We start from the raw sequence: 24806 nt of genomic DNA, 5'->3' as shown, positions 1-24806 counted from the left end.
GCCATGGGGGACAGTGACCCCATGCCAGAAGCCCCCGCCGGGTCCGGACCGCGCCGCCGAGCCGTACTGGCCGCCGCCCTCGCCCCGCTGGCCGCATCCGGGTGCTCCGGCGGGGAAGCCCCCCGCACCCCGGCGCCCGGCGCGCAGGCCGGGCCCAAGGACGCCCTGATCATGGTGATCCGGCACGCGGAGAAACCGTACGCCGGTGACGTCGGCCGGGACGCGGAGGGCGAGGACGATCCCGGCTCGCTGGCCGGCCGTGGCTGGCGCCGCGCCGAGGAGCTCCCGCGCCTCTTCCCGCCGGCCCGCGGCTCCTCGCTGCCCCGCCCCGCGGCGGTCTTCGCGGCCGGCGGGAAACGGGACGCCCCCGCGCGGTGCGAGCAGACCGTGACGGCGCTGGCCGCCGCGCTGCGCACCCCCGTCCGTACCGAGTTCGCCGTCGGCGCCGAAGCCGCCCTCGCGCGGGCCGCGTCGGCCGCGCCCATGCCCGTACTCGTCTGCTGGGAGCACAGCGGGATCCCGCGCCTGGTCAGCGCCCTCGGCGCCGGCGAGGTCCCCGGCGTCCCGGCCACCTGGCCCGACCGCCACGACCTCGTCTGGATGTTCACCCGCCGCCAGGGGCAGTGGAGCTTCCGCGAACTGCCGCAGCACCTGCTCCCCGGCGACGTCTGAACCGCCTACGGGCGTCCCGCCTCCCCCTCCCGGCCGGCGCCGAGGGCCCGCGCCAGGTACGGAGCGGTTCGGCTGTCCGCCGCCCGGGCCACCTGCGACGGAGTACCGGCGGCGACCACCCGGCCGCCCGCCGTGCCGCCGCCCGGGCCCAGGTCGATCACCCAGTCCGCGCCCGCCACCACCTCCATGTCGTGCTCCACGACCACCACCGAGTGCCCGGCGTCCACCAGCCCGTGCAACTGCCGCAGCAGCACCCGTACGTCGGCCGGATGCAGCCCGGTCGTCGGCTCGTCCAGCAGGTACAGCGTGTGGTCCCGGCGCAGCCGTTGCAGCTCGGTCGCCAGCTTGATCCGCTGAGCCTCGCCGCCCGACAGCTCGGTGGCCGGCTGCCCCAGCCGCAGATAACCGAGCCCGATCTCCTCCAGCGCCCGCAGGCTCCGCGCCGCCGCCGGGACCTCCGCGAAGAAGCCGGCCGCCGACTCCACCGTCAGGCCCAGTACCTCCGCGATGTTCAGTCCCGCGTACCGGACCTCCAGCGTCTCGGCGTTGTACCGGGCTCCCGCGCACTCGGGGCACGGGGCGTACGTACTCGGCAGGAACAGCAGCTCGACCGAGACGAAGCCCTCGCCCTGGCAGGTCTCGCACCTGCCGCCCGGCACGTTGAAGGAGAACCGGCCGGCCTTCCAGCCGCGCGAGCGCGCCTCGGGAGCCGCCGTGAACAGCTTGCGCACGACGTCGAACAGCCCGGTGTACGTGGCCAGGTTGGACCGCGGGGTCCGGCCGATCGGCTTCTGGTCCACCTCCACCAGCCGCCGTACGGGAAAGTCCGCGTCCGCGAGCCGCTCGCCGACCTCCCGGGCCAGCACCTGCCCCACCAGCGTGGACTTGCCCGACCCCGATACTCCGGTGACGGCCGTGAACACCCCCAGCGGGAACTGCGCCTCCAGATCCCGCAGGTTGTGCCGGTCCACCCCGGTCAGCCGCACCGTCCCGGTCGCCGGGCGCACCGCCCGCGGCGCACCGGCCGCCTCCCGCGCCGCGAACAGGTGCAGGGCCGTCGCCGACTCCGCCACACCGGCCAGGGCCTGCGGAGGCCCGCTGTGCAGCACCCGCCCGCCGTGTTCTCCGGCCAGCGGCCCCACGTCCACCAGCCAGTCCGCGTGCCGCACCACGTCGAGGTGGTGCTCCACGACGAAGACCGTGTTCCCGGCCTCCTTCAGCCGGTCCAGTACGCCGAGCAGCGCCTCGGTGTCCGCCGGGTGCAGCCCCGCCGAGGGTTCGTCCAGTACGTACACCACGCCGAACAGCCCCGACCGCAGCTGCGTGGCCAGCCGCAGCCGCTGCAGCTCGCCCGCGGACAGGGTCGGCGCGGTCCGGTCCAGGCTCAGGTAGCCCAGGCCGAGTTCCGTGACGGGCCCGATCCGGGAGCGCAGGTCCTCGGCGAGCACCCGCGCGGCCTCGCCGTCCAGGGACGCGGAGGCCAGTACGGCGTCCAGGTCGGTCAGCGCCAGCGCCGCGAGCTCCGCGATGGTCCGCCCCGCGAACGTGACGGCGAGGGCCTCCGGCCGCAGCCGACGCCCCTCGCAGGCCGGGCACGGGGAATCGGCGAGGAACTTCTCCGCGCGGGCCCGCAGGGTGGCGCTCCTGCTGTCGGCGAAGGTCCGCATGACATAGCGGTGGGCGCTCATGTACGTGCCCTGGTACGGCCGTTGGATCCGGTCGGCCTCCCGCACCGGGTGCACGGTCACCACCGGCTGATCCTCGGTGAACAGGATCCACTCGCGGTCCTTCGCCGGCAGCTCCCGCCAGGGCCGGTCCACGTCGTGGCCGAGGGTCTCCAGGATGTCCCGCAGGTTCTTGCCCTGCCAGGCGCCCGGCCAGGCGGCGATGGCACCCTGACGGACCGACAGCCCCGGATCGGGAACGAGGAGTTCCTCGCTGGTGCGGTGGATCCGGCCCAGCCCGTGGCAGGAAGGGCAGGCCCCGGCGGCGGTGTTGGGCGAGAAGGCGTCCGAGTCGAGCCGCTCCGCCCCCGGCGGATACGTCCCGGCCCGCGAGTACAGCATCCGCAGGGAGTTGGACAGCAGCGTCACCGTCCCGACCGAGGAACGAGAACCGGGGGAGGAGCGCCGCTGCTCCAGTGAGACGGCCGGGGGCAGCCCGGTGACGGAATCCACCTTCGGCGCGCCGATCTGGTGGATGAGACGGCGGGCGTACGGGGCCACGGACTCGAAGTACCGGCGCTGGGCCTCGGCGTAGAGCGTGCCGAAGGCGAGCGAGCTCTTCCCGGACCCGGAGACCCCGGTGAACACGGTCAGCGCGTCGCGCGGGATGTCCACGTCGACGCCGCGCAGATTGTGCTCCCGGGCGCCCCGGACCCGTACGTAGCGGTCGCCATGGGCCGGAAGTGCAGTGGGCTGGTGCATTCGTCCCAGTTTAGGGCCCCGCCGCAGCAGGCCGGGTCCCGGGGGCGGTGCGCGATGCTGTCGCGGGCCGCTCCTCCCACCCCGGCCGACACCGGGACGGGCGCGCCCGCCGGAAGGCCGCGACGGGCGTGGACGTCAGTGCGCCGGGCTCCGGAGTCCGGCGATCCGGGCCAGGCGTGCGTACGAGTCCAGGAGTGCCGTGCGGTCGAACGTGGAGGTGGTGACCAGCAGTTCGTCCGCGCCGGTCCGTTCCGCCACCTCGGAGAGCTCCGCCGCCACCCGGTCCTCCGTGCCGTGGATGTGACCGGTGAGGGCGCCCTCGTAGAGCTCGCGCTCCTTCGGGGTCATCTCCAGGGCCTCGATCTCCTCGGCCGGGCGCAGCGGTGGGAAGCTGCCCCGGGTGCGCGAGTGCGCGAGGGACCAGGCCTCCGGGACCAGGATGCGGCGGGCATCCTCCTCGGTGGCCGCGACCGCCACCGTGCCCGAGACCACGACGTACGGCTCCGCGCCGTGGGCGGAGGGCCGGAACTCCTCGCGGTAGGCCCGGGCGATCGCGCTCACCCGGTCGCGGGCCCGCAGGTCGCCCACGACCAGCGGCAGCCCCGCCCGGGCGGCGATCCCGGCCCCCTCGCCGGTGGCCAGGACGTAGGCGGGGATGCGCAGTCCTTCGGCGGGGAGGGCATGCACCTCGGGGTGGGCCCGCTGGGTGCCGTCGAGCCAGCCCAGCAGCTCGGTCAGCTGTTCCTCGAAGCGGTCGGCGTCGCCGGTGTCGCGTCCCAGCGCGCGCCGGATGCCGCCCGTGAAACCGACCGAGCGGCCGAGCCCCATGTCGATCCGGCCGGGGAACAGCGATTCCAGGACCCCGAACTGCTCCGCGACCACCAGCGGCTGGTGGTTGGGCAGCATGACCCCGCCCGTGCCGACCCGGATCCGGCCGGTCGCTCCGGCGACGGCGGCGGCCAGTACGGTCGGCGCCGAGCCGGCGACACCGGGCACGCTGTGGTGCTCCGACACCCAGAAGCGGTGGTAGCCGAGCTGCTCCGCCGTCCGGGCCAGCTCCACGGTGTCGCGCAGGGCCTGCGGGGCCGGGTGGCCCCGGCGGGTGCGCGACCGGTCGAGTATCGAGAGTTTTCGGATCACACAGCACTCAACGCCGGTCGGCCGTGAGGATTCCCGTACGGCCTACGCTGGCGGGATGAGTGAGCACACCACCCCGCCGCTGGCCGTCTTCGACCTCGACAACACCCTGGCGGACACCGGTCATCGCCAGCACTTCCTGGAGCGCCGGCCCAGGGACTGGACGGGCTTCTTCGCCGCGGCCCCGGCCGATCCGCCGCTCGGGCGCGGGGTCGCGCTGGCCGTGGAGAGCGCGGCCGACTGCGAGGTGGTGTACCTGACCGGGCGCCCCGAGCGGTGCCGCGCGGACACGCTCGACTGGCTCGCGCGGCACGATCTGCCCGAGGGGCGGCTGTTCATGCGCGGCAACCAGGACCGCCGGCCGGCGCGCACGACCAAGATCGAGGTGCTGCGGCGGATCTCCCGCGGCCGTGAGGTGCGGATGCTCGTCGACGACGACGAGCTCGTCTGTCAGGCCGCGCGCGCCGCCGGGTTCCGGGTGGTCCTGGCCGACTGGGCGGCGGACGCGCCGGAACTGGAGACCGCTCAGGAGGTCGACGGCCGGACGTGATCCGGGCAGGGCTCCGGGGGCGGGAAGGCCCGGGGCCTCCCTCCCTCAGTCCTCGCCTTCGAGGCGGAAGCCGACCTTGATCCCCACCTGGTAGTGGGCGATCTCCCCGTTCTCGATGTGGCCGCGTACCTGAACCACCTCGAACCAGTCCAGATTCCGCACGGTCTGGCCCGCCCGGGCGATCCCGTTGCGGATGGCCTGATCGATGCCCTCGTGGGAGGTGCCGACGATCTCGGTCACCCGGTACGTGTGATTGGACATGGAAGTCTCCCGACAGTGGGTGGCTTTTGCCTGGTTCTACGGTGCCCCAGTAAGTCCGGCTGCGCGAACTTTGGGCGAACAATCCCGAGCGAAAGGCCCTTGACCGGCCTATTGGTCTATGCCAATTTCGAGCCATCTGAGATCGAGCCCAGAAGGTGACCCTCTTGAAGATGCGCTTCCTCGCCGTGTGCACCGTCCTCGCGGCCGCTGCCGCCCTCACGGGCTGCAGCCAGTCGGCCGACTCGGCCGGAGGGCCGCAAAAGGTCACGCTCTGGCTGATGAAGGGCAGCGCCTCGGACGACTTCACAGCCAAGTTCACCGCGGCGTTCGAGCAGGAACATCCGGGGATCGACCTGGACGTCAGGATCCAGGAGTGGACGGGCATCGGCGACAAGGTCAACGCCGTCCTCGACGGCACGAGCAAGGACAGCGCCGACGTCATCGAGGTCGGCAACACCCAGGTCGCCAAGTACGTCGAGACGGGCGGCCTGGAAGAACTCACCCTCGAAGGGCTGCGGGAGTGGGGCAGCAAGGACTGGCTCAAGGGCCTCGCCGACCCCGCGACCATCAACGGCGCCCAGTACGGAGTCCCCTGGTACGCCGCCAACCGGGTGGTCATCTATCACAAGGACCTCTTCGCGGGCGCCGGTATCAAGACCCCGCCCAGGAACCGCCAGGAGTGGATCCAGGCCACGCAGAAGCTCGACAAGGGCGACCAGCAGGGCATCTACCTCGCGGGCCAGAACTGGTACGTCCTCGCCGGATTCATCTGGGACGAGGGCGGCGAACTCGCCGTCGAGACCGGCGGCAAGTGGGTCGGCGCCCTCGACGACGACAAGGCACTGGCCGGCATGGACTTCTACAAGCAGCTCCAGGCCCTCGGCGACGCCCCCAAGGACGCCGACGAGGAGACGCCCCCGCAGTCGCAGGTCTTCGCCGGCGGCGGGGTCGCCCAGATCATCGCCCCGCCCGGCCAGGCCGCCGAGATCGAGGCGGCCAACCCCGCCCTGAAGGGCAAGCTCGGCTTCTTCCCGATACCCGGCAAGACCTCCGACAAGGCCGGCGCCGTCTTCACCGGCGGCTCCGACCTGATCATCCCGGAGCGGACCGAGCGGCGGAAGGACGCCGTGGACGTGATCACGGCGCTCGTCAGCGAGAGATGGCAGACCGAACTCGCCCGCACGATGAGCTACGTGCCCAACAAGACCACCCTCGCGCACGTCGTCGAGGGCAACGAGGGCGCCGCCAACATGGCCCCCGGCGCCGCCCAGGGCCGCGCCACCCCCACCTCCGCCCGGTGGGCCGAGGTGGAGGCGAAGAACCCCATCAAGCCCTTCATGACGGCCGTGCTCACCGGCCGGGACCCCAAGCAGGCCGCCCGGGCCGCCTCCGAGGAGATCGGCAAGGTCCTCAGCTCCGACCGCTGAGCCGGGGGTACCGCCCGAGCTGCGGGTACCGCCCGGGACGGGGGTACCGCCGAGTTCAGCGTCCGCACATCCAAGGGCCGCTGAGCGGTCATGTCGAATCCAGCCGGTCACGGAAGAAGTAAAGGAGCCAGGCCACGCACCTGCGGGCCCGGCCCTCCGTGCCCGGATCAGGAGCCGCCATGACCATCGCACCCCTGTCCCCGTCCCCCCTCACCACCCCGCAGCTGTCCCCATCGGCCGCGCCCTCCCCCCGCCCCGCCCCCGCCAGGACCCAGAGCCCGGCGCCCGGCGCGCCGTCCGAAGGACCGCGCTACGCGGTCCGACTCGCCCGCGACGAGGACGAGGTCCGCGCCGCCCAGCGGCTGCGCCACCAGGTCTTCGCCGGCGAGCTCGGCGCCCGCCTGGACGGGCCCGAGCCCGGCCTCGACGCCGACGCCTTCGACGCGTACTGCGACCACCTCCTCGTCATCGACGAGGAGACCGAGCAGGTCGTCGGCACCTACCGGCTGCTGCCCCCGGAGCGCGCCGCCGTCGCGGGCCGGCTCTACTCCGAGGGCGAATTCGACCTCTCGGCCCTCGCCCCCATCCGGCCCGACCTCGTCGAGGTCGGCCGCTCCTGCGTCCACCCCGACCACCGCAACGGCGCCGTCATCGCCCTCATCTGGGCCGGCCTCGCCCACTACATGGACCGCACCGGGCACAACTGGCTCGCCGGCTGCTGCTCGATACCGCTCGCCGACGGCGGGGTCCTTGCCGCCGCCACCCGGGAGACCGCCCTGACCCGCAGCCTCGCCCCCGAGGAGTACCGGGTCACCCCCCACCTCCCCTGGAGCCCCGAGGGCATCACCTTCCCCGACCGCATGGAGCTGCCCCCGCTGCTGCGCGGCTACCTCCGCCTCGGCGCCTGGGTGTGCGGCGAGCCCGCCCTCGACGCCGAGTTCGGCTGCGCCGACCTGTACGTCCTGCTCTCCCTGCGCCGGACCAACCCGCGCTACCTGAAGCACTTCCGCTCGCTCGTCCCGGGCGCATGAGCGTCTGGCTGCCCACCTCGCCCTGCACCCCCGAGGCCTGCGCCGGCCACGAGGGGGACAGCGCGAGCGTCCCGCACGCGGTGCTCAGACTCGCCGTCGCCGTCGCCCTGATCCTGCTGGGGATCCTGGGCGCCCCGCCGGTCCGGCTGCTGCCGGCCGGCCCCCGGCACCTGGTGGTACGGGCCTGGTCCACCGCGCTCGTACGGGCCTTCGGCATACGGATCACCGTGCTCGGCAGCCCGGGCCCCGGCGGCGGCCGGCTCCTGGTCGCCAACCACATCTCCTGGCTGGACATCCCGCTCGTCGCCGCCGCCCTGCCCTGCCGGATGCTGGCCAAGAGCGACATCCGGGCCTGGCCGGTCCTCGGCCGCCTCGCGGGCCGGGCCGGCACCCTGTTCATCGAGCGCGACCGGATCCGCGCCCTGCCCGCCACCGTCGAGGCCATCACCGGCGCACTGCTCGCCGGTGACCGGGTCACCGTCTTCCCCGAGGGCTCCACCTGGTGCGGGCGCGCCCAGGGCACCTTCCGCAGGGCCGCCTTCCAGTCGGCCCTGGACGCCCGGGTCCCCGTACAGCCCCTGCGGCTCACGTACCTGCGGTGCGACGGGAACCCGTCCGGGGCACCCGCCTTCGTCGGGGACGACCCGCTGACCGCCTCGCTGTGGCGGATCGCCCGGGCCCGCGGGGTGCGGGCCGAGGTCAGGCTGCTGCCGCGGATCCCGCCGGGCCGGTACGCGCACCGGCGGGACCTCGCGGCAGCGGCTCAGCGGGCGGTCGTCGGCGCCTGGAGCGGCCCCACCGACCCGAACCCGCTACCGGGCATTCCCGCTCAGCCGGCGACCCCGTCCGCCACCGACAAGGACAGCGCGAACCGGCCCGCCGCGTCCGTCCACCACTGGGTCAGCTCCAGTCCGGCCGTGGCCAGCTCCTTGCGCACGCCCTCCTGACGGAACTTCGCGGAGACCTCCGTCAGGATCTCCTCACCCGCCGCGAACGGCACCACCAGGTCCAGCGCCCGGATCTTCACCACCAGGTCCGACCGGGCCCGCAGCCGCATCTCGATCCACTCCTGCTCCTCGTTCCACACCGCCACGTGCGTGAAGTCGGCCGTGTGGAAGTCCGCCCCCAACTCCCGGTTGATGACCGCCAGCACGTTCTTGTTGAACTCGGCCGTCACCCCCCGCGCATCGTCGTAGGCCGCCACCAGCACGGCCTCGTCCTTCACCAGGTCCGTCCCCATCAGCAGCGCGTCCCCGGGCGACAGCATCGCCCGTACGGACGCCAGGAACACCGCCCGCTCCGGCGGCAGCAGGTTCCCGATCGTCCCGCCCAGGAACACCACCAGCCGGGGCCCGGGGGAGTCCGGCAGCCGCAGCGCGCGGGTGAAGTCGGCCAGCAGGGCGTGCACCCGCAGCCCCGGATGGTCCGCGATCAGAGACTCGGCAGCACCCCGCAGGGCGCTCTCGCTCACGTCCACCGGGACGTACATGTCCAGCGCGGGCATGGCCTCGATGAGGTGCCGGGTCTTCTCCGAGGACCCGGAGCCCAGCTCCACCAGGGTGCGGGCGCCGCTCTCGGTGGCGATCTCCCGCGCCCGCTCCAGCAGGATCTCCCGCTCCGCGCGCGTCGGGTAGTACTCGGACAACCGGGTGATCTCCTCGAAGAGCTCACTGCCCCGCGCGTCGTAGAACCACTTGGGCGGCAGCACCTTCGGGGTGTGGGTCAGCCCGTGCAGCACGTCCGTCCGCAGCGCCGTCTCCGCGGTGCGCTCGTCGAGCGTCCGGGTCAACTGAAAGTCGTTCACGGGGAGTTCTCCTTGAGCGGGGTCAGTTCGACCCGCGTACGGGTGGCGGTCAGCAGGGTCCGGTCGGGCACTTCGCGCCACCGGGTGTCGTCGTCGTACGGCTCGGAGGCCACCACGGTGCGCCGCCGCTGCGCGTCGGCGAGGTACCAGAGCGAATCGCCCCAGGCCGTCGCGGCGATCGTGGTGCCGTCCGTCAGCAGCAGGTTCAGCCGGGAGCCCGGCGCGGCCGTGGCCAGCTCGCGGACCGGCTCGGCCAGTGCTGTACCCAGGTCGTCCCCGGCCCGCAGCCGGTGCAGGACCAGAGCCCAGATCAGTGCCGAGTCCGTGCGCGCGGCCAGCCGGAGCAGCTCCGCGGGCGACAGCGCGGCCGTGAGCGGGGCGGCGGAGTCCGGCCAGTTGCGCACCGCGCCGTTGTGGCTGAACAGCCACGGCCCGTCCGAGAACGGCGCGGCGGCCGCCTCCCCGTCGGCCCCGGGGTTCGTGGCGTCCCGTACGGCGGCCAGTGCGGCCCCGGTCCGGACCACGCGGGCGAGATCGGTGAAGGTCAGGTCGCCCCAGATCGGCCCGGACCGCCGGTAGCGGGCGGGCACCGGGTCGTCCGGCGCGTACCAGCCGATGCCGAAGCCGTCGGCGTTGACCGTCCCGGACCGCTGCCGGCGCGGCTCCCAGGACTGGCGCACCAGTGAGTGCTCCGGCTCGCTCAGGAGCTCCCCGAGCGCCACCACCGGCCCCAGATAGGCCAGGTGACGGCACATCAGACGTCCCTCGCGGTCCGGAAGCCGGAGAATATCTGCCGCCGTACCGGAAGGTCCCAGTTGCGGAAGGTGCCCCGGCAGGCCACCGGGTCCACCGCGAAGGAGCCACCGCGCAGCACCTTGTGCTCCGGGCCGAAGAACACCTGTGAGTACTCCTTGTACGGGAAGGCGCGGAACCCGGGGTACGGCAGGAAATCGGAGGAGGTCCACTCCCACACGTCGCCGATGAGCTGGTGCACCCCGAGCGGGGAGGCGCCGGCCGGGTAGCTGCCCGCCCGCGCCGGGCGCAGGTGCCGCTGGCCGAGGTTGGCGTGTGCGGGGGTGGGGTCGGCGTCGCCCCACGGGTAGCGGGTGGAGCGGCCGGTCGCCGGGTCGTGGCGGGCGGCCTTCTCCCACTCCGTCTCCGTGGGCAGCCGCCGCCCCGCCCAGCGGGCGTAGGCGTCCGCCTCGTACCAGCTGACGTGCAGCACCGGCTCCTCGTCCGGCACCGGTTCGACCACCCCGAAGCGGCGGCGCAGCCACTGGCCGGCCTCCTGGTGCCAGAACAGCGGGGCCTCGATGGAGTGCGCGCGGATCTGCTCCCAGCCCGGCGCCGCCCACCAGCGGGGGTCGCGGTAGCCGCCGTCCGCGATGAACGCCAGGTACGCGGCGTTCGTCACCGGCACGGTGTCGATCCAGAAGGGCTCGGTGTCCCGGACGTGTGCCGGTCGCTCGTTGTCCAGGGACCACGGCTCGGCCGAGGTGCCCATGGTGAACGGGCCGCCGGGGACGAGGACTTCGGCGGCGACCGGCGGGTCGAACGGAGCGTCCGGTTCCGGCGCGGTCAGCACGGGGGCGCCGCGCCGCAGCTGATGTGTGATCAGCATGGTCTCGTCGTGCTGCTGTTCGTGCTGGGCGATCATTCCGAAGGCGAAGCCGTCGTCGAGGAGCGTGCTGCCCTCCAGCGGGGTCTTCTCCAGGAGGTCGAAGACCCGGCCGCGCACCTCGGCCGCGTACCGGCGGGCCTCGGCGGGTCCGAGCAGCGGCAGCTTGGGCCGCTCGGCGCGCGGGTGCTCGAAGGCGTCGTAGAGCGGGTTGATCTCGGGGCGCATCGACTCGCGTCCGGCGACCCGGCGGAGCAGCCAGAGCTCCTCCTGGTTCCCGATGTGCGCCAGGTCCCAGACCAGTGGGGACATCAGGGGGGAGTGCTGGGCGGTGAGGTCCTCGTCGGTCACGGCGTCGGTGAGGCCGGCCGTCCGCACGCGCGCCGCGGTCAGGGCGGCGGCCGCCCGCTCCCGCGGGGCGGAGTCGGAGGGGGACCCGGTGTGTTCGGTGGGCGCGGTGGTCATCGGCGGACCTCTTTCCCGGTGAGCACCTCGGTGGACTCGTCGTCGGCCGGACATCGGCCGCGCAGTACGTAGCGTTCGGCGAAGGCGCCGACCACGTCCTGGACGTGCCGGCTCGCGCCCAGCCGGGGCAGGGCCTCGGCGGCGGCCCGGAAGCAGGCCTTCGCGGAGGCCCGCAGCTCGGGATCGGCCAGACCGTGCCGGGCCGCCGACCGCCAGAGAGGATTGCGGGGCGCGGGCCGGGTGCCGTAGGTGTCGGCCAGCCCCTTGGCCACCCGGTACGCGGTCTCGGCGGCCTCGGGGTCGTCGAACAGTGCGTGCACGACGGCCACCGGCACCAGCCAGCCGTCCTCCCCGGGCTGCGCGTCGATCATCCGCAGTTCCAGGTGGCCGCGCGGCCGGACGGGCGGGAACAGCGTGGTCAGGTGGTAGTCCAGGTCCTCGGCCGTGGGCGCCCGCAGCGCGGGGTGTCCGCCCGTGCGCAGCCAGTCGCGGAAGGTCGTACCGCGCGGGATCTCCCACGGGTCGCCGTCGTAGGACCGTACGCACATGACCTCGGTGTCCAGCGCCTGCCGCGTCCACGCGGTCCGGGGATCCTCGTCCAGGGGCGGGGCGAGCGCGCGCCGGGTGTCCAGGTCGCTCCAGATTCCCTGGCGGGCACAGCGCCACCCGGCGTACGGGCCCTCGTGCGCGGGGGAGTTGGCGAACGCGGCCACCATGACGGCGCCCAGCAGATGCGCCAGCCGCCAGCGCCGGCCGTGGCCGAGCACGCCCGGTTCCTCGTATCCGGCGTCCACGCAGACCTGCACGGAGGCGGAGGCGCACATCATGGCGCGCCCGGCCGGGCCGGTGCGGTCGAAGTAGGCCTCCATCGCGTCGTACCGCGGGCTGTTCAGCAGCCGGCGGTACGGGCGGCGGGGATCGCGGCCGAGGCCGCGCAGGACCAGGCCCTGGGTCAGCAGGGCGGCGCGTACGGCGGTGAGGTCGACCTGCAGGCCGTCCACGCAGCCGGTGAGGGAGGTGGCGGGGGCCGAGCTGAGTTCGAGCTGGCCGCCCGGTTCGACGGTCAGCCGGGAGTTCAGGGGCAGCGCGCGGGCCGCGGTGTGGGCGGCGCGCAGCCGTTCGGGAGGCAGGGGCTGCTCGGGGCGCTCGGCGTCCAGGACCAGCCATTCGAGCTCGGCGCCCATCAGGCGCGGCGGGCCGGTCTTGAAGCAGATGCCGTGGAGCAGGTCCTCGGCCTGCGTCTCGCTGATCGAGGGTGGCGGGGTCGGGTCGGGCGCGGGTGGAAGAGCGGATGAGTCCTGGGACATGACCGGGTCCTCGTCTCCTGTCGTCGGCCGTGACATCACCCGTGCCTACCCCTCCTCGCGGCACAAATTCCTTTGCCGCCGGGAATCGAACGGTGGAGCATGACGGCGTGAGCAGCAGATTGCGCGAAATCGCGCGGGAGAACGCGCAGATCCTTGCGGCCGGGGGGTACCGGACGCGGTCGGGACGGCACGTAGAGCTGGCCGCCGCCCTGGCGGAAGCCAAGGCCGGAACCAGAATATATGGACCAAACCGGGTCATTCCAGGTGGGCAAGCCGTTTCCGGCGGCCGTGCGACGGTCGTCGAGGTCACGGGAGAGAGCAGTACGGTCGCCGCCCGCAGGCTCGCGACCGCCACCCCGGCCCAGCCGGATCCCGCTTCCGTGGCGGTCCTGAACTTCGCCTCGGCCCGTAATCCGGGGGGAGGTTACGTCCGCGGGGCCAAGGCCCAGGAGGAAGCGCTGTGCCGAGCGTCGGCGCTGTACGAGACCCTGCTCGAAGCCCCGGAGTACTACGAGGTCCACCGCGCGGAGCGCAGCACCTTCTACACCGACCGGGTGATTCACTCGCCCGGGGTCCCCGTCTTCCGCGACGACCGGGGCGGGCTGCTGGAGGCCCCCTTCCGGGTCGGGTTCCTCACCTCTCCGGCGCCGAACGCGGGCACGATCCGGCGGCAGGAACCGGAGCGGGTCGCCGAGATCCCGGGGGCGCTGGCCCGGCGCGCGGAGCTCGTACTGGAGGTCGCGGCCGTGCACGGTTACCGGCGGCTGGTGCTGGGCGCCTGGGGCTGCGGGGTGTTCCGGAACGACCCGGAGCAGGTGGCCGAGGCCTTCCGGGGGCTCCTGGCGGCCCGGTTCGCCGGGGTCTTCGAGCGGGTCGTGTTCGGCATCCTCGACCCCGCCCCCGCCACCCGCGAGGCCTTCGCCCGGGCCTTTGCGGCCTGAGGCCCGGGCGCGCGGGGTCCGCGGCGCTCAGAACGGTTGCGCCGCCCCCAGCAGGCTCTCCGGGAGGTAGGGCGACGAAACGCGGATCCGCCAGCCGCGGCGGCGGGCGTGGCAGGCCAGGGCCAGGATGTCGAGGTTGACCGCGGCGTGGGCCCCGACCGCCCGGTCGGACACCGAGTAGTGGTCGCGGTGGGCTTCCAGGGCATCGGCCAGGGCCAGGTTGAAGCTCTGCTCGTCGCCCTCCACCAGCTGGGAGAAGGCCACGGCGGGCGCCGGCAGGAAGCCCCACTCGCGGGTCCGCGCGATGTCGGCGACGGCCCGGTCGGTGGCGGGCTCCGGATCCTCGCCCCGCAGGTAGTCGTGCAGGGCCCGCCGGTAGGAGGCGTACGCGGAACGGTCCTCCTGCCGGGCGGTGGGGCCGCCGAGGACGAGCGGGGCCAGGTCGGCGCGGCTGCCGGTGATCAGCGCGCGGTTCAGGGCCGCGGCCCACGATCCCGGGTCGAGCGGACCGTCCCGGTGGGTAGGGCCCCCGGCCGCGCCCCCCGCGCGCGTGGCCCCGTGCAGCTCGCGCACCAGGGCGTCGGCGGCCGCCGTGCACCGCGGCAGCTCGGGGCGCCCGACGACCAGGGGACCCGCGGCCAGCGCCGCGACGGCGTCCGCGCGCCGCTCGCGCCCGTACGGTCCCACGCGCGGCGGAGGGGCCTGGAAACCGGTGACCAGCGCCTGCGGCAGGTAGTCGGAGTCGACGGGCGGCTGCCAGCCCTCGCGACGGTATCCGAGCGCGGCCAGCGCCAGCGGCAGCAGCGGCAGCAGGGTGCGCGGCTCGGCCCGGGGGTCCTCGAGGTGGGAGTAAGGGAGCAGCAGCGCGGCCAGCTCGGCGCCGAACTCCTCCCGGTCCCGGGCGGCCAACGCACGCAGTGCGCGGAGCGCGCCGGTGGCGGGGTCGGCCGAATCGGCCGTACCGGCAGCCTCGGGTTCATGGGCTGCGGCCCGGGCTCCGGCCCGTCGCCCGGCGACCCGGGCCAGTGCGGCGTCCAGCGCGGCGAGCTTCTCCTGCGGGGACGGCGGGAACGTCTGGCCCTCGACCCCCAGATCCCCGCTGACATACGCCAGCAGACCGTTGATCAGCTCCACCGACGGGAGGCCGGGCCCGCCGGCCCGCTGGGGTGCCAGACGGGCGAAGTGGAAGGCCTCGCCGTGCCGTTCGGCCTTGTCGGCGAGGATCGCCACACAGAACGCGTCGATCCAGCGGGCTGCGCTGACCGGCTGCGGGGCGCCCTCCGATCCGGAGTCGTAGTCGCGTCCGTAGTCGACGTAGGTGAGGAAAACGTGGAACGACACCTTCGGGTAGTAGGCGGCGAACGACACGGCGCCGGCGGCCGCTTCGGCCGCGTCGCTCAGGATGGCCTTCGCCTCCGGGGTGTCGAGGCCGCGGGGCGCCGCCGAGAGCGCGCCGAGACCGTCGAGGAACCCCAGCGTGATCTGCCACCAGTCGTAGGCGTCGATCAGGCCGGCCCTGGACCTGGAGTACACGTCCGAGATCATCCGGTTCGCGAAGTCCGCGCGCACCGCCGCCAGGGCGGCCTCGCTCACCCTGTGTCGTTCTATTCGCATGCCCGCTACTCCCTGTGTCCGTACTACGGGCCTCACCCTAGAAGATCGCCGGGCCGCTCCCGGACGCTCCGGGGCAGAGCAGGGCGGGCCGGGCGCTGTCGGGGCCCCGGTCGGTGGCGGGCGGGCAGGCGTGACCCGGCCCACCGACCGGGCCCGGGGATCTCACTGCCAGCCGTAGCGCTCGCGCAGGCGGTTCACCACCAGGCCGAAGCGGCCGCGGTCCAGCGCGCAGGCCTCGCGGCGCATCCCCGACTCGTGCACCCGCAGCACCCGGTCCACGTCCACCCAGGACTCGCGCCCGGCGCTGTCCCAGGGGCCCGTACCGATCGGCACCCACTCGCGGTCGTGGTCGTGCCGCTTGCTCGACAGCTGTACGGCCAGCAGGGTGCGTCCGCCGGCCTCCCGGGCCACGACCAGGACGGGGCGGTCCTTGCCGCGGCCGTCGTTCTCCTCGAAGGGGACCCAGGTCCAGACGATCTCGCCGGGGTCGGGATCGCCGTCGGGGTCCGGGGCGTACTCGGTCCGGACCCGGCCGATGGCGCGCGGGTCGGCCTCCGTGGTCGCGGTGTCGCCGCCCTGCCCGGGCTGCTCGGTCCGGCCGTTGCTGTGGTGGGAAAGTGCCGTCATCCGGGTGAGGCTACTGCTTGCGGGGCCTGCGGTGGAGGAGGCGGGGGCCCGCCCGTGCCGCGGGTCAGTCGGTGACCAGGGCCAGGACGAGGCCGTCGTAGCCCTTGCCGCCGACGGTCTGCAGGGCGGTGGCCGTCAACCGGGGGTGCTCGGCGATGAGTTCCGTGAACCGGCGGACGCCCTGGACGCGCGGGTCGGAACTGTCCGCGTCGACCACGGCGCCGTCGCGGACGACGTTGTCGCCGATGATGACGCTGCCGGGCCGGGTCAGCTCGATCGCCCACCGCAGGTACACGGGGTTGGACGGCTTGTCGGCATCGATGAAGACGAGGTCGAACGGCGCTTCGCCGGCGAGGCCGGGCAGCAGGTCGACGGCGCGTCCGCGGCGGATCTCGACGACGGTGTCCAGCCCGGCCCGGGTGATGTTCGCGGCCGCGACGTCGGCGCACCGCTCGTCGACCTCCAGCGTCACCAGCCGGCCGTCGGCCGGGAGCGCGCGGGCCAGCCAGATGGTGCTGTAGCCGCCCAGCGTGCCGATCTCCAGGATGCGGCGGGCGCCGCGGATGCGGGCGAGGAGGTTCAGCAGCTTGCCCTGGTTGGGGGCCACTTGGTGGGCGGGCAGGCCGGCGGCCTCGGCATCGGCGGTCGCGGCGACCAGGGCCTCGTCCTCCTCGACCAGGAGGCCGTCGAAGTAGTCGTCGACAGCCGTCCACGTCTGCTGAAGCATGGGTCGCTCTTTCCGGTGGGGGCGTTCGTGAGTTCCCACTCGGAACTTACCAGGAGGGGGAGGGGTTTCAACAGTGCGTTGAAGTGAGGATGCCGCCACCGGCCCCTGTCGCTCCTACCGCCCTGTCGCTCCTACCGGCCCGGCCGCAGCGCGGCCCAGTCCTCCACCGCCTCCACCTGTGCCGCCAGCCCCAGCAGCAGCGGCTCCGAGTGGGCAGGGCCCAGCAGTTGGGCTCCCATCGGCAGTCCGTCGTCCGTGAGCCCCGCCGGGATGTTCACCCCGGGCCAGCCGAGGACGTTCCAGGTCCAGGCGTACGGGCAGGCGGCGATCATCGCCCGGTCCGTGGCCAGGGCTCCCAGCCCGGCCAGCGCGCCGATCCGCAGCGGCGGCGTGGCCGTCGTCGGGGTCAGCACCACGTCGAAGCGGTCGAAGATCTCGCCGACCCGCCGCCGCAGCGCCGTCTCCGCCCGGCGGGAGACGCGCAGCCCGAGCCCGCCCAGGACACGGGCGGTCCGTACGGCCTCGTGCGTGCGCGGATCCAGCAGCGCGGGATCGGGCACCCGCGCCACCCAGTCCCGTACGCCACTGGTCGCGCGGGGTACGAAGGTCAGCCCGATCGGGCCGTAGCGGGGGTCCTCCGGGATCACCTCGTGGCCCAGCGACTCCAGTCGCGCGGCCAGTCGCTCCACCGCCGTACGGACCTCCGGATCAAGGGACTTGGGCGTCGCCGTGAAGGCCATGCCGAAGGAGAGGGCGATCCGCAGCCGGCGGGGCGTGCGGCGGGCCGCCTCCACGGCGCGGATAGCCGCCGGGCGGTGCAGGTCCTCGGGGTGCGGGCCGCTCGCCGCGTCCAGCAGGAGCGCCGCGTCGGCCACGGTGCGGGCCAGGACGCCGTTGACCGTGAGTCCGTGGAAGGACTCCGGCTCCGGCCAGGTGGATATACGGCCGCGCTGGGGTTTCACCCCCACCAGATGGGTCCAGGCCGCGGGGATCCGGACCGATCCGGCCCCGTCGGAGCCCAGGGCGGCCGGGACCAGGCCCGCCGCCACGGCAGCCGCCGAGCCGCCCGAGGAGCCGCCGGGTGTGTAGGCCCGGTTCCACGGATTGCGGGTCTCGCCGAAAGCCCCGCCCTCGGTGAAGGGCCACTGCCCCAACTCCGGCGTCTGGGTCTTGCCGACGATCACCGCGCCGGCCGCGCGCAGCCTTCGTACCGCCTCGCTGTCGGCGGTCTTCGGGGCGAAGGCCCCCGCGCAGCCGAAGGCGGTCGGCTCCCCGGTCACGTCCATGTCGTCCTTGACCGCCAGCGGCACCCCCAGCAGCGGCAGCCGCTCGCCCGCGGCCAGCCGCCGGTCCGCCGCGTCCGCCTCGGCGAGCGCGGCGTCGGCGCGCACGCTCCGGAAGGCGTTGAGCTCAGGCTGGGACGCGGCGATCCGGCGCAGTGTCTCCTCGGTCAACTGCCGGGACGAGAGCGTCCCTTCGGCGAGCGCACCGACCATGTCCACCAGGCCGTAGGCCGTCGGGACCGCTGTATCCGACATCGCGAACCACTCCCCATTACCGATCGGTAGGAAGACCGTAGTGGGGAGTGGTCGCGCAGTTCTAGAGCCAACCCTCCAGGGAGGCCATGAACCCGTCGAAGTCGTCCCGGTGGATGGTGTGTCCGGCCCCGGGGACCGTACGCACCTCGAAACCACGGCTCCCCAGCAGCCGGGCCCGCTCCTCGGTGATCAGAGTGCTCGGGTCGGCGAGCTGCACGAGCGAGGGGACCACCGGCGCGGCCGGCATCAGGTCGGTGCCGACCAGCGGGGCGAGGCTCAGTGCGGTCTGCTCGTCCCAGACCGCCAGGGTCTCCAGTTCGATGTCGACGTCCACCTCCTCCCAGCGCGGGCTCATCGTCCGTATCTGCTCCCTGGTCGCGGATTTGAACTGCGCGAACAGTTCCGGACCGAAGCCTTCGGCGGGAGCGGCCAGGTGCCACGCCGGGTCGGAGAACACCGCCCGGGCCGGGCGCAGCCGGTCCACGGCGAGCGACAGGGTCAGGCCGCCGAGGGAGTGTCCGATGGCGAGTTCGGCGCCGACCGGGAGGGTCTCGACCACGTCGTCCGCATACAGCGCGGGGCTGTACTCGCCGCGGCCGCCGGCGCCGTGGCCCCGCAGGTCGACGGCGATGACTCGGTAGCCGTGGTCGGCGAGGGCGGGGCCGACCCGGCGCCAGGTCCGGTGGTCGGCCATCATGCCGTGGATCAGGAGGGCGACGCGGTCGCCCTCGCCCCAGGTCTGGGTGTGCAGCTGCACGATGGTGTTGCCTCTCTTGATGGATTTCGACGAATCTCGACGAATCTCGACCGATCTTGACGGCGAATTTCGGTCGAAGGTACGGACCAGGGAAGTGCGGTGCGGATCAGCGCACGCTGCGGATCGGCTTCACGGCCAGGGCCCCCGCCACGGCCAGCACGGCCGCCACGACGAACAGCGCGGTGTACCCGCCGCTGGTCGAGACGATCACCGAGGCGATGAAGGGTGCGATGATCTGCGGGCCGGCGTTGGCGATGTTGAGCACGCCCATGTCCCGTGCGGCGTCCTCGGCCTTGGGCAGCACCATCGTCACCAGCGCCGTGTCCACCGCCATGTAGCAGCCGAACGCCGCCCCGTTGACCGCGGCGAAGGACAGCATCGCGGTCCAGCTGGTCGACACGGCGGGGATGGCGAGCGCGACGGCCGACAGCAGCGCGGAGGCGCCGACGAAGAGCTTGCGGCGGTCGAACCGGTCGGACAGGTACCCGCCGAGCACCGTGGAGACGACCATCGCCACGCTGGTCAGCGGCATCAGCACCGCCACCGCGGCCTCCGGCTCCATGCCGTCGGGCAGCACGGTGTGGTCCTGCAGGATGTAGAGCTGGTAGCCGCTCACGGCGAAGTACCCGAGGACCAGTAGCGCCCGCCCGATGAAGGCCCACCGGAAGTCGTGGTCGCGCAGCGCGCTCGTGAAGGCGGCGAGCTGTGCCCTGACGGGCATCGGGGCGCGGGCCGGGAGCCGCTCCTCGCGGCCGCAGGCGGTGAACAGGACGGCCGCGCCCGCCACCAGCGCGCCGAGGACGAGGTACCCGGTGCGGTGGTCCTCGGAGAAGGCCGCGCCGATCAGGGCGCCGAGGGTGGAGCCGAAGGGCAGGCCGAGGCCCACGGCCGCGGAGGCCTTGCCGCGGGCGTCCAGGGGCACCCGGTCGGGTACCACGGAGGTGATGGCCGCCTGGTAGACGTTCATGACGGCCTGTCCGAGGCACCAGGCGATCGTGATCAGCAGGATCGTGTCGGCGAGCCCGAGCAGGAACATCGCCGGTACGGCGGCGAGTCCGCCGCCGAGGATCCAGGGGTTGCGCCGTCCGCTGCGGTCGGACAGGGCGCCCGCGACGGGGTTGAAGACCGTGGCGAAGATCGCCGAGACCCCCGCGATCAGGCCGAAGTTCGCGACCTTGTTCGCCGGGTCGATGTCCTCGACCTGGAGCGCGAGCAGGACGCCGGCCACGCCGATGTAGAGCGCGTACATGGCGCTGTTGCCGACGAGGAGCAGGGGCAGCAGGCCGCGCCGCGCGGAGGCGGGACCGGAGCCGGGCCCGGGGGACGCGTGGGCGGTGGTGGCGGCGGATCCGGTGCCGGAGCCGCTACCGGATCCGGTGTCGGGGGAGGAAAGGGCCACGGTGCCCTCCTGGGCGGATGAGGGTGGACGAGGGGAGGTACGGGCTGGTGGAGGCGATGTGGAGGTGGCTCGGAGGCGGGGCGGGGTGGGGTGAGGGGTGCGCGCCGCCCCGTCACGACGGCGGGGGTGCGACGGAGCGCGACAGGGCGGCGGCACGGCGGGGCACGGCATCGACACATCGGCCGAAGGGGGATGTGACGCCGTGGTTACACGTGTCAATGACTCGTGTAACCACTGTGTAGCATTCGTTTCCGGCCATCCGCTAGCCCTCGGGCGCAATCGGTCTGGAAAGATGCCACGGCAATGTCTCAGTCATCGAAATCGCCGAAGCCGCCGACCCCGGCCTCCGGACCGGCCGCCGGATCCGCCTCAGGATCGGTCTCAGGATCCGCCTCGGGATCGGCCTCCGGGTCGACCACCCCGCCGCCCCCCGTTCCGACGAGCGCCGACGTCGCCCGCCTCGCCGGCGTCTCGCGCGCGACGGTCTCGTACGTGCTGAACAACGCGGAAGCCGTACGCATCAGCGAGCCGACCCGGCGCAAGGTCCGTGAGGCCGCCGAGGAACTCGGCTACGTCCCGCACGCGGCCGCCCGCAGCCTGCGCGCCGGACACACCAGGATCGTCCTGCTGCCCACCTCCCACGTGCCGATCGGGCCGCTGTACAGCACCTTCCTCAACGAGCTCCAGTGGGCGCTGCGCCGCCTCGACTACACCGTGGTGCAGTACGGGAGCCTCGGACTCAGCGGCGACGAAGCCGTGCGGGCCTGGGCGGAGCTGCGCCCGGTGGCCGTCATCTCCCTCGGCGAGATCTCCCTCTCCGCGCGCAACGTCGCCACCCTCAAGCGGGCCGGCGCCCGCGCGGTGATCACCATGGGACCGGTCGGCGTGCCCGGGGCGCACGCGCTGGTCATGGACCAGCAGGAGGTCGGAGTCCGGGCCGCCGCCCACCTCGTCGAGCGCGGACGCGGGCGGATCGGTGTGGTCGTCCCGGAGGAGGAGGGCCTGGAGCTGTTCTCCGTCCCCCGGCTGACGGGCGCCCGGTCGGTCGAGGGCGCCGAGGTCTCGGCCCTCCCGATGGCCTACTCCGAGGAGTCCGCCGCGGCCCTCGCGGCCCGCTGGCGCGGGCTCGGGCTGGACGCCGCCTTCGCGTACAACGACGAGTACGCGATGCTGTTGATGCGGGCCCTCCAGGACGAGGGGCTCCGCGTTCCCGAGGACGTGGCCGTCATCGGCGCCGACGACCTCCTCATCGGGCGGCTGCTGCGGCCGCGGCTGAGCACGGTACGACTGGAGATGCCGACCGGCGCCCATCTGGCCTCACTGGTGGACCACGCGGTGCGCGAGCCGTCGGAGGTCACCGAGCGGCACGACCTGATGGCGGCCGCCGCCATTCCCCGGGAGTCGACCTGACGGTGCCCCCCTGCGGGCCGTGCGGGCCGTGCGGGCCGTCCGCGCAGTCCGGGCCGTGCAGGTCGGGAGCCGGTCGGCCCCGGGCCGCACCGGGGGGCCGTTGACAGGCGGTGACCTGCGGACGGAGACTTCGGGCGCGCCCCACCGGGCGTGCCCGGCGGCGTGCCCCGGTGCCCACACCGGCACCGCCGCGCCGCCGCCCGTACGGATCCGCCCAGGAGAGCCCCCATGAGCATCCGCACCGTCCGCGACGTCTACGTCGTCGACGCCGTCCGCACCCCGATCGGCAAGTTCGGCGGCGCCCTCGCCGGGGTCCGTCCGGACGACCTGGCCGCGCACGTCGTGCGCGCGCTCGTGGACCGTACTCCCGACCTCGATCCGGCCCGCATCGACGATGTCGTCTTCGGCGATGCCAACGGCGCGGGCGAGGACAACCGGGACGTGGCCCGCATGGCGGTACTGCTGGCGGGGCTGCCCGTGAGCGTCCCCGGGGTCACCGTCAACCGGCTGTGCGGGTCCGGTCTCGAAGCCGTGATCCAGGCCGCCCGCGCCATCGCGCTGGGCGACGCCTCCGTGGCCATCGCGGGCGGGGTCGAGTCGATGAGCCGCGCCCCCTGGGTCGTACAGAAGCCGGAGCGGGCCTTCCCGGCCGGGCACCAGCAGATGTGGTCCACCACCCTGGGCTGGCGGATGACCAACCCGCGGATGCCCGGGGAGTGGACCGGCTCGCTCGGCGAGGGCGCCGAACTCGTCGCGGACAAGCACGGCATCACCCGGGAGGCGCAGGACGCCTTCGCCCTGGAGAGCCACCGCAAGGCGGCGGCCGCCTGGTCCGCCGGGCTCTACGACAACGAGGTCGTCCCGTACACCGGCGTGGACCTGCTGCGCGACGAGTGCATCCGGGAGGCTTCCACGCCCGAGGCGCTGGCCCGGCTCAAGCCGGCCTTCCGCTCGGACGGCACCGGCACGGTCACGGCCGGCAACGCCTCCCCGCTCAACGACGGGGCCGCCGCGCTGCTGTTGACCGACGAGGAGGGCCTGGCGGCCACCGGCCGGGAGCCGCTCGCCCGGATCAGCGCCTCGGCCGTGACCGGGATCGAGCCCCAGCTCTTCGGCCTCGGACCGGTGGACGCCGTGCAGCGGGCGCTCGCCAAGTCCGGCCGCGGGCTCGCCGATCTCGCCGCCTTCGAGCTCAACGAGGCCTTCGCGGCGCAGGCGTTGGGATGTCTCGCGGCCTGGCCCGAGCTCGACCCGGCCGTGGTCAACCCGCGCGGTGGTGCCATCGCCATCGGCCATCCGCTCGGTGCCTCCGGCGCCCGGCTGGCCGGCTCGGTCGCGCACCAGCTGGCGGCGGCGGGTTCCGGTACCGGTATGGCGGCGCTGTGCATCGGGGTCGGGCAGGGCATCGCGCTCGTCCTGGAGCGCTGACGCCCGCCGTGCCCCCGCCGTGACCCCCGCCCCACCTGGGCGTCGATCGTTTCCAGTCAGCGGCAGTTCTCAACTGCCCAATAACTGAACAGAAGTGGAGCCTCCGGTCTGGCACGATGGCGCGTGCTGCCGCCCCCCGCGACTCGCCCATCCCCACCCGGAGGCCCCGCGCCATGCCGCTCCTCGACCCGACGCTCTGGCAGGACGGACCCACCCTCACCGGCGGCGCCGCCCCGGTCGTCGAACCCGCCACCGGCCGCACCCTCGCCACCATCGACCTCGCCGCGCCCGCCGACGTCGCGGAGGCCGCCGTACGGGCCCGCGCGGCGCAGCGGGACTGGGCGCGCGCCACCCACCCGGAGCGGGCGGCCGTGCTGCGCCGCGCCGGGGACCTGTTCACCGCCCACGCCGACGAGCTGCGGGAATGGCTGGTCCGCGAGTCCGGCTCGATCCCCGGCAAGGCCGACTTCGAGCTGCACGTCGCCGCCCAGGAGTGCTACGAGGCCGCCGCGCTGGCCTCCCGCCCCACCGGGCAGGTGCTGCCGAGCGAAGCGCCCCGGCTGTCCTTCACCCGCCGGGTGCCGGCCGGGGTGGTCGGGGTCGTGGCCCCCTTCAACGCCCCCCTGATCCTGTCCATCCGCTCGGTCGCGCCCGCGCTGGCCCTCGGCAACGCGGTGCTGCTCAAGCCGGACCGGCGCACCGCCGTCTGCGGTGGCCTCGCCCTCGCCGCGGTCCTCGCCGCGGCCGGACTGCCGTGCGGGCTGCTGCAGGTCCTGCCCGGCGGTGCCGGGACGGGCGCCGCCGTGGTCGCCGACCCGCGGGTGCGGGTGGTGTCCTTCACCGGATCCACCGCCGCCGGCCGGTCCGTCGGAGAGCTGGCGGGTCGTCACCTCAAGCGTGTGCACCTGGAGTTGGGTGGCAACTCCGCCCTCGTCGTGCTCCGCGACGCCGACATCGAGTCCGCCGTGGCCCAGGCCTCCTGGGGCTCCTTCTTCCACCAGGGCCAGATCTGCATGACGGCCGGGCGTCACCTCGTCCACGCCTCGCTCTACGACGAGTACGTCGAGCGGCTCGCCGCGCGGGCGGAGGAGCTCGCCGTGGGGGACCCGTACCGCGAGCAGGTCCACCTGGGCCCGCTGATCGACCGCGCCCAGCTGGAGCGCGTACACGCCCTGGTGGAGGCCAGTACGGAGCGGGGCGCCAAGCTCGTCGCCGGCGGCACGTACCGGGACCTCTTCTACCGGCCGACCGTCCTGGCGGGCGTCGCCGACGACACCCCCGCGTACGCCGAGGAGGTCTTCGGCCCCGTGGCACCCGTACGGTCCTTCGCGACCGAGGAGGAGGCGGTGGCGCTGGCCTCGGCGGGCCCGTACGGCCTCTCCCTCGGGATCGTGACCCGGGACGCGGCGCGCGGCCTCGACCTGGCCGAGCGGATCCCGACGGGGATAGCGCACGTCAACGACCAGACGGTCAACGACGAGGCCGTCGCCCCGTTCGGCGGAGTCGGTGCCTCCGGCACCGGCGCCCGCTTCGGCGGCGAGGCGAACCTGGACGCCTTCACCGAGCTGCGCTGGACCACGGCCCGCAGTACCCCTGCCGGGCACCCGTTCTAGGCAGCCCCCGTTCGGGGCGGAATGCACGGGACAGGTCGTTCGTTCAAGGAGCAG

At 73.9% G+C, this 24806-nt stretch carries 23 protein-coding genes; 9 read left to right on the top strand and 14 right to left on the bottom strand.

Features of this window, described 5'->3' with window-relative positions; genetic code table 11:
- The first annotated feature begins 21 nt into the window (after positions 1-21).
- Positions 22-672, top strand: coding sequence for a hypothetical protein (locus tag OG373_RS06950; RefSeq protein WP_405436727.1), 651 nt, complete (start codon positions 22-24; stop codon positions 670-672).
- A gap of 5 nt (positions 673-677) precedes the next feature.
- On the opposite strand, the gene OG373_RS06945 is transcribed toward OG373_RS06950, so the two are convergent.
- Positions 678-3098 carry an ABC transporter gene (locus tag OG373_RS06945; RefSeq protein ID WP_405436726.1) on the bottom strand — a complete coding sequence of 807 codons (2421 nt, stop codon included), beginning with the start codon at positions 3096-3098 and terminating at the stop codon, positions 678-680.
- A gap of 135 nt (positions 3099-3233) precedes the next feature.
- Positions 3234-4238 (bottom strand): LLM class flavin-dependent oxidoreductase, encoded by a 1005-nt coding sequence (locus tag OG373_RS06940; protein WP_405436725.1) that lies wholly within the window; start codon positions 4236-4238, stop codon positions 3234-3236.
- Positions 4239-4293: 55 nt separating this feature from the next.
- Between OG373_RS06940 and OG373_RS06935 the strand changes: the two genes are divergently transcribed.
- The gene (locus OG373_RS06935; protein WP_405436724.1) at positions 4294-4785 is read left to right on the top strand and encodes a hypothetical protein; all 492 of its coding nucleotides are present in this window, start codon (positions 4294-4296) and stop codon (positions 4783-4785) included.
- Positions 4786-4830: 45 nt separating this feature from the next.
- Here OG373_RS06935 and OG373_RS06930 read toward each other — a convergent pair whose 3' ends face one another.
- Entirely contained in the window at positions 4831-5046 is a 216-nt protein-coding gene (locus OG373_RS06930) for a dodecin (RefSeq protein ID WP_405436723.1), read from the bottom strand.
- Positions 5047-5210: 164 nt separating this feature from the next.
- Between OG373_RS06930 and OG373_RS06925 the strand changes: the two genes are divergently transcribed.
- The 3 genes from OG373_RS06925 (at position 5211) to OG373_RS06915 (ending at position 8451) form a co-directional block, all read left to right on the top strand.
- A complete protein-coding gene (locus tag OG373_RS06925; RefSeq protein ID WP_405436721.1) occupies positions 5211-6473 on the top strand; it encodes an extracellular solute-binding protein in 1263 nt (420 codons plus the stop codon).
- Between the two features lie 179 nt (positions 6474-6652).
- A complete protein-coding gene (locus OG373_RS06920; RefSeq protein ID WP_405436719.1) occupies positions 6653-7504 on the top strand; it encodes a GNAT family N-acetyltransferase in 852 nt (283 codons plus the stop codon).
- A complete protein-coding gene (locus OG373_RS06915; RefSeq protein ID WP_405436717.1) occupies positions 7501-8451 on the top strand; it encodes a lysophospholipid acyltransferase family protein in 951 nt (316 codons plus the stop codon). The genes OG373_RS06920 and OG373_RS06915 overlap by 4 nt, the downstream gene beginning before the upstream one ends.
- On the opposite strand, the gene egtD is transcribed toward OG373_RS06915, so the two are convergent.
- Genes egtD through egtA form a run of 4 tightly spaced genes read right to left on the bottom strand, consistent with a single transcriptional unit; the run spans position 8334 to position 12698 of the window.
- Entirely contained in the window at positions 8334-9308 is a 975-nt protein-coding gene (gene egtD / locus OG373_RS06910) for an L-histidine N(alpha)-methyltransferase (protein ID WP_405436714.1), read from the bottom strand. The genes OG373_RS06915 and egtD overlap by 118 nt on opposite strands.
- Positions 9305-10063 (bottom strand): ergothioneine biosynthesis protein EgtC, encoded by a 759-nt coding sequence (gene egtC / locus OG373_RS06905; protein ID WP_405436712.1) that lies wholly within the window; start codon positions 10061-10063, stop codon positions 9305-9307. Before egtC ends, egtD begins: the two co-directional genes overlap by 4 nt.
- Positions 10063-11391 carry an ergothioneine biosynthesis protein EgtB gene (egtB, locus tag OG373_RS06900; RefSeq protein ID WP_405436711.1) on the bottom strand — a complete coding sequence of 443 codons (1329 nt, stop codon included), beginning with the start codon at positions 11389-11391 and terminating at the stop codon, positions 10063-10065. Before egtB ends, egtC begins: the two co-directional genes overlap by 1 nt.
- Positions 11388-12698 carry an ergothioneine biosynthesis glutamate--cysteine ligase EgtA gene (gene egtA / locus OG373_RS06895; protein ID WP_405436709.1) on the bottom strand — a complete coding sequence of 437 codons (1311 nt, stop codon included), beginning with the start codon at positions 12696-12698 and terminating at the stop codon, positions 11388-11390. The genes egtB and egtA overlap by 4 nt, the downstream gene beginning before the upstream one ends.
- Positions 12699-12805: 107 nt before the next feature.
- Between egtA and OG373_RS06890 the strand changes: the two genes are divergently transcribed.
- Entirely contained in the window at positions 12806-13639 is an 834-nt protein-coding gene (locus OG373_RS06890; RefSeq protein ID WP_405436707.1) for a TIGR02452 family protein, read from the top strand.
- 27 nt (positions 13640-13666) lie between these two features.
- On the opposite strand, the gene OG373_RS06885 is transcribed toward OG373_RS06890, so the two are convergent.
- The 7 genes from OG373_RS06885 to OG373_RS06855 all read right to left on the bottom strand — a co-directional run bounded on the left by OG373_RS06885 (position 13667) and on the right by OG373_RS06855 (position 20804).
- Complete coding sequence (locus OG373_RS06885) at positions 13667-15253, bottom strand: immunity 49 family protein (RefSeq protein ID WP_405436705.1); 1587 nt, start codon at positions 15251-15253, stop codon at positions 13667-13669.
- Between the two features lie 162 nt (positions 15254-15415).
- A complete protein-coding gene (locus OG373_RS06880; protein ID WP_397737324.1) occupies positions 15416-15880 on the bottom strand; it encodes a type II toxin-antitoxin system PemK/MazF family toxin in 465 nt (154 codons plus the stop codon).
- A gap of 64 nt (positions 15881-15944) precedes the next feature.
- On the bottom strand, positions 15945-16607 hold the full coding sequence (locus OG373_RS06875; RefSeq protein WP_405436703.1) for an O-methyltransferase: 663 nt from the start codon (positions 16605-16607) through the stop codon (positions 15945-15947).
- A gap of 131 nt (positions 16608-16738) precedes the next feature.
- The gene (locus OG373_RS06870) at positions 16739-18145 is read right to left on the bottom strand and encodes an amidase (RefSeq protein ID WP_405436701.1); all 1407 of its coding nucleotides are present in this window, start codon (positions 18143-18145) and stop codon (positions 16739-16741) included.
- A 61-nt stretch (positions 18146-18206) separates the two neighbouring features.
- Positions 18207-18902: an alpha/beta fold hydrolase gene (locus OG373_RS06865; protein ID WP_405436700.1), complete on the bottom strand. Its 696-nt coding sequence runs from the start codon at positions 18900-18902 to the stop codon at positions 18207-18209.
- 106 nt (positions 18903-19008) lie between these two features.
- On the bottom strand, positions 19009-20301 hold the full coding sequence (locus OG373_RS06860) for an MFS transporter (RefSeq protein WP_405436699.1): 1293 nt from the start codon (positions 20299-20301) through the stop codon (positions 19009-19011).
- A gap of 308 nt (positions 20302-20609) precedes the next feature.
- Positions 20610-20804: a hypothetical protein gene (locus OG373_RS06855; RefSeq protein ID WP_405436697.1), complete on the bottom strand. Its 195-nt coding sequence runs from the start codon at positions 20802-20804 to the stop codon at positions 20610-20612.
- Here OG373_RS06855 and OG373_RS06850 point away from each other — a divergent pair.
- The 3 genes from OG373_RS06850 (at position 20794) to OG373_RS06840 (ending at position 24752) form a co-directional block, all read left to right on the top strand.
- Complete coding sequence (locus OG373_RS06850; RefSeq protein WP_397737312.1) at positions 20794-21711, top strand: LacI family DNA-binding transcriptional regulator; 918 nt, start codon at positions 20794-20796, stop codon at positions 21709-21711. The two genes, OG373_RS06855 and OG373_RS06850, sit on opposite strands and share 11 nt — an antisense overlap.
- Positions 21712-21939: 228 nt before the next feature.
- On the top strand, positions 21940-23139 hold the full coding sequence (locus OG373_RS06845) for a thiolase family protein (RefSeq protein WP_405436695.1): 1200 nt from the start codon (positions 21940-21942) through the stop codon (positions 23137-23139).
- 173 nt (positions 23140-23312) lie between these two features.
- Entirely contained in the window at positions 23313-24752 is a 1440-nt protein-coding gene (locus tag OG373_RS06840; RefSeq protein WP_398672699.1) for an aldehyde dehydrogenase family protein, read from the top strand.
- The last annotated feature ends 54 nt before the right edge of the window (positions 24753-24806 follow it).

Origin of the sequence: Streptomyces avidinii (assembly GCF_045161815.1) — a bacterium.
GTDB classification, from domain to species: domain Bacteria; phylum Actinomycetota; class Actinomycetes; order Streptomycetales; family Streptomycetaceae; genus Streptomyces; species Streptomyces avidinii.
This window is presented reverse-complemented; position numbering and strand designations above follow the sequence as displayed.

Excerpts from the sequence above, each read along its gene's own strand:
- OG373_RS06950 (WP_405436727.1), top strand. The coding sequence starts at position 22 with ATGCCAGAAGCCCCCGCCGGGTCCGGACCGCGCCGCCGAGCCGTACTG.
- OG373_RS06945 (WP_405436726.1), bottom strand. The coding sequence starts at position 3,098 with ATGCACCAGCCCACTGCACTTCCGGCCCATGGCGACCGCTACGTACGG.
- OG373_RS06935 (WP_405436724.1), top strand. The coding sequence starts at position 4,294 with ATGAGTGAGCACACCACCCCGCCGCTGGCCGTCTTCGACCTCGACAAC.
- OG373_RS06930 (WP_405436723.1), bottom strand. The coding sequence starts at position 5,046 with ATGTCCAATCACACGTACCGGGTGACCGAGATCGTCGGCACCTCCCAC.
- OG373_RS06920 (WP_405436719.1), top strand. The coding sequence starts at position 6,653 with ATGACCATCGCACCCCTGTCCCCGTCCCCCCTCACCACCCCGCAGCTG.
- OG373_RS06915 (WP_405436717.1), top strand. The coding sequence starts at position 7,501 with ATGAGCGTCTGGCTGCCCACCTCGCCCTGCACCCCCGAGGCCTGCGCC.
- egtC (WP_405436712.1), bottom strand. The coding sequence starts at position 10,063 with ATGTGCCGTCACCTGGCCTATCTGGGGCCGGTGGTGGCGCTCGGGGAG.
- egtB (WP_405436711.1), bottom strand. The coding sequence starts at position 11,391 with ATGACCACCGCGCCCACCGAACACACCGGGTCCCCCTCCGACTCCGCC.
- egtA (WP_405436709.1), bottom strand. The coding sequence starts at position 12,698 with ATGTCCCAGGACTCATCCGCTCTTCCACCCGCGCCCGACCCGACCCCG.
- OG373_RS06885 (WP_405436705.1), bottom strand. The coding sequence starts at position 15,253 with ATGCGAATAGAACGACACAGGGTGAGCGAGGCCGCCCTGGCGGCGGTG.
- OG373_RS06880 (WP_397737324.1), bottom strand. The coding sequence starts at position 15,880 with ATGACGGCACTTTCCCACCACAGCAACGGCCGGACCGAGCAGCCCGGG.
- OG373_RS06875 (WP_405436703.1), bottom strand. The coding sequence starts at position 16,607 with ATGCTTCAGCAGACGTGGACGGCTGTCGACGACTACTTCGACGGCCTC.
- OG373_RS06870 (WP_405436701.1), bottom strand. The coding sequence starts at position 18,145 with ATGTCGGATACAGCGGTCCCGACGGCCTACGGCCTGGTGGACATGGTC.
- OG373_RS06845 (WP_405436695.1), top strand. The coding sequence starts at position 21,940 with ATGAGCATCCGCACCGTCCGCGACGTCTACGTCGTCGACGCCGTCCGC.
- OG373_RS06840 (WP_398672699.1), top strand. The coding sequence starts at position 23,313 with ATGCCGCTCCTCGACCCGACGCTCTGGCAGGACGGACCCACCCTCACC.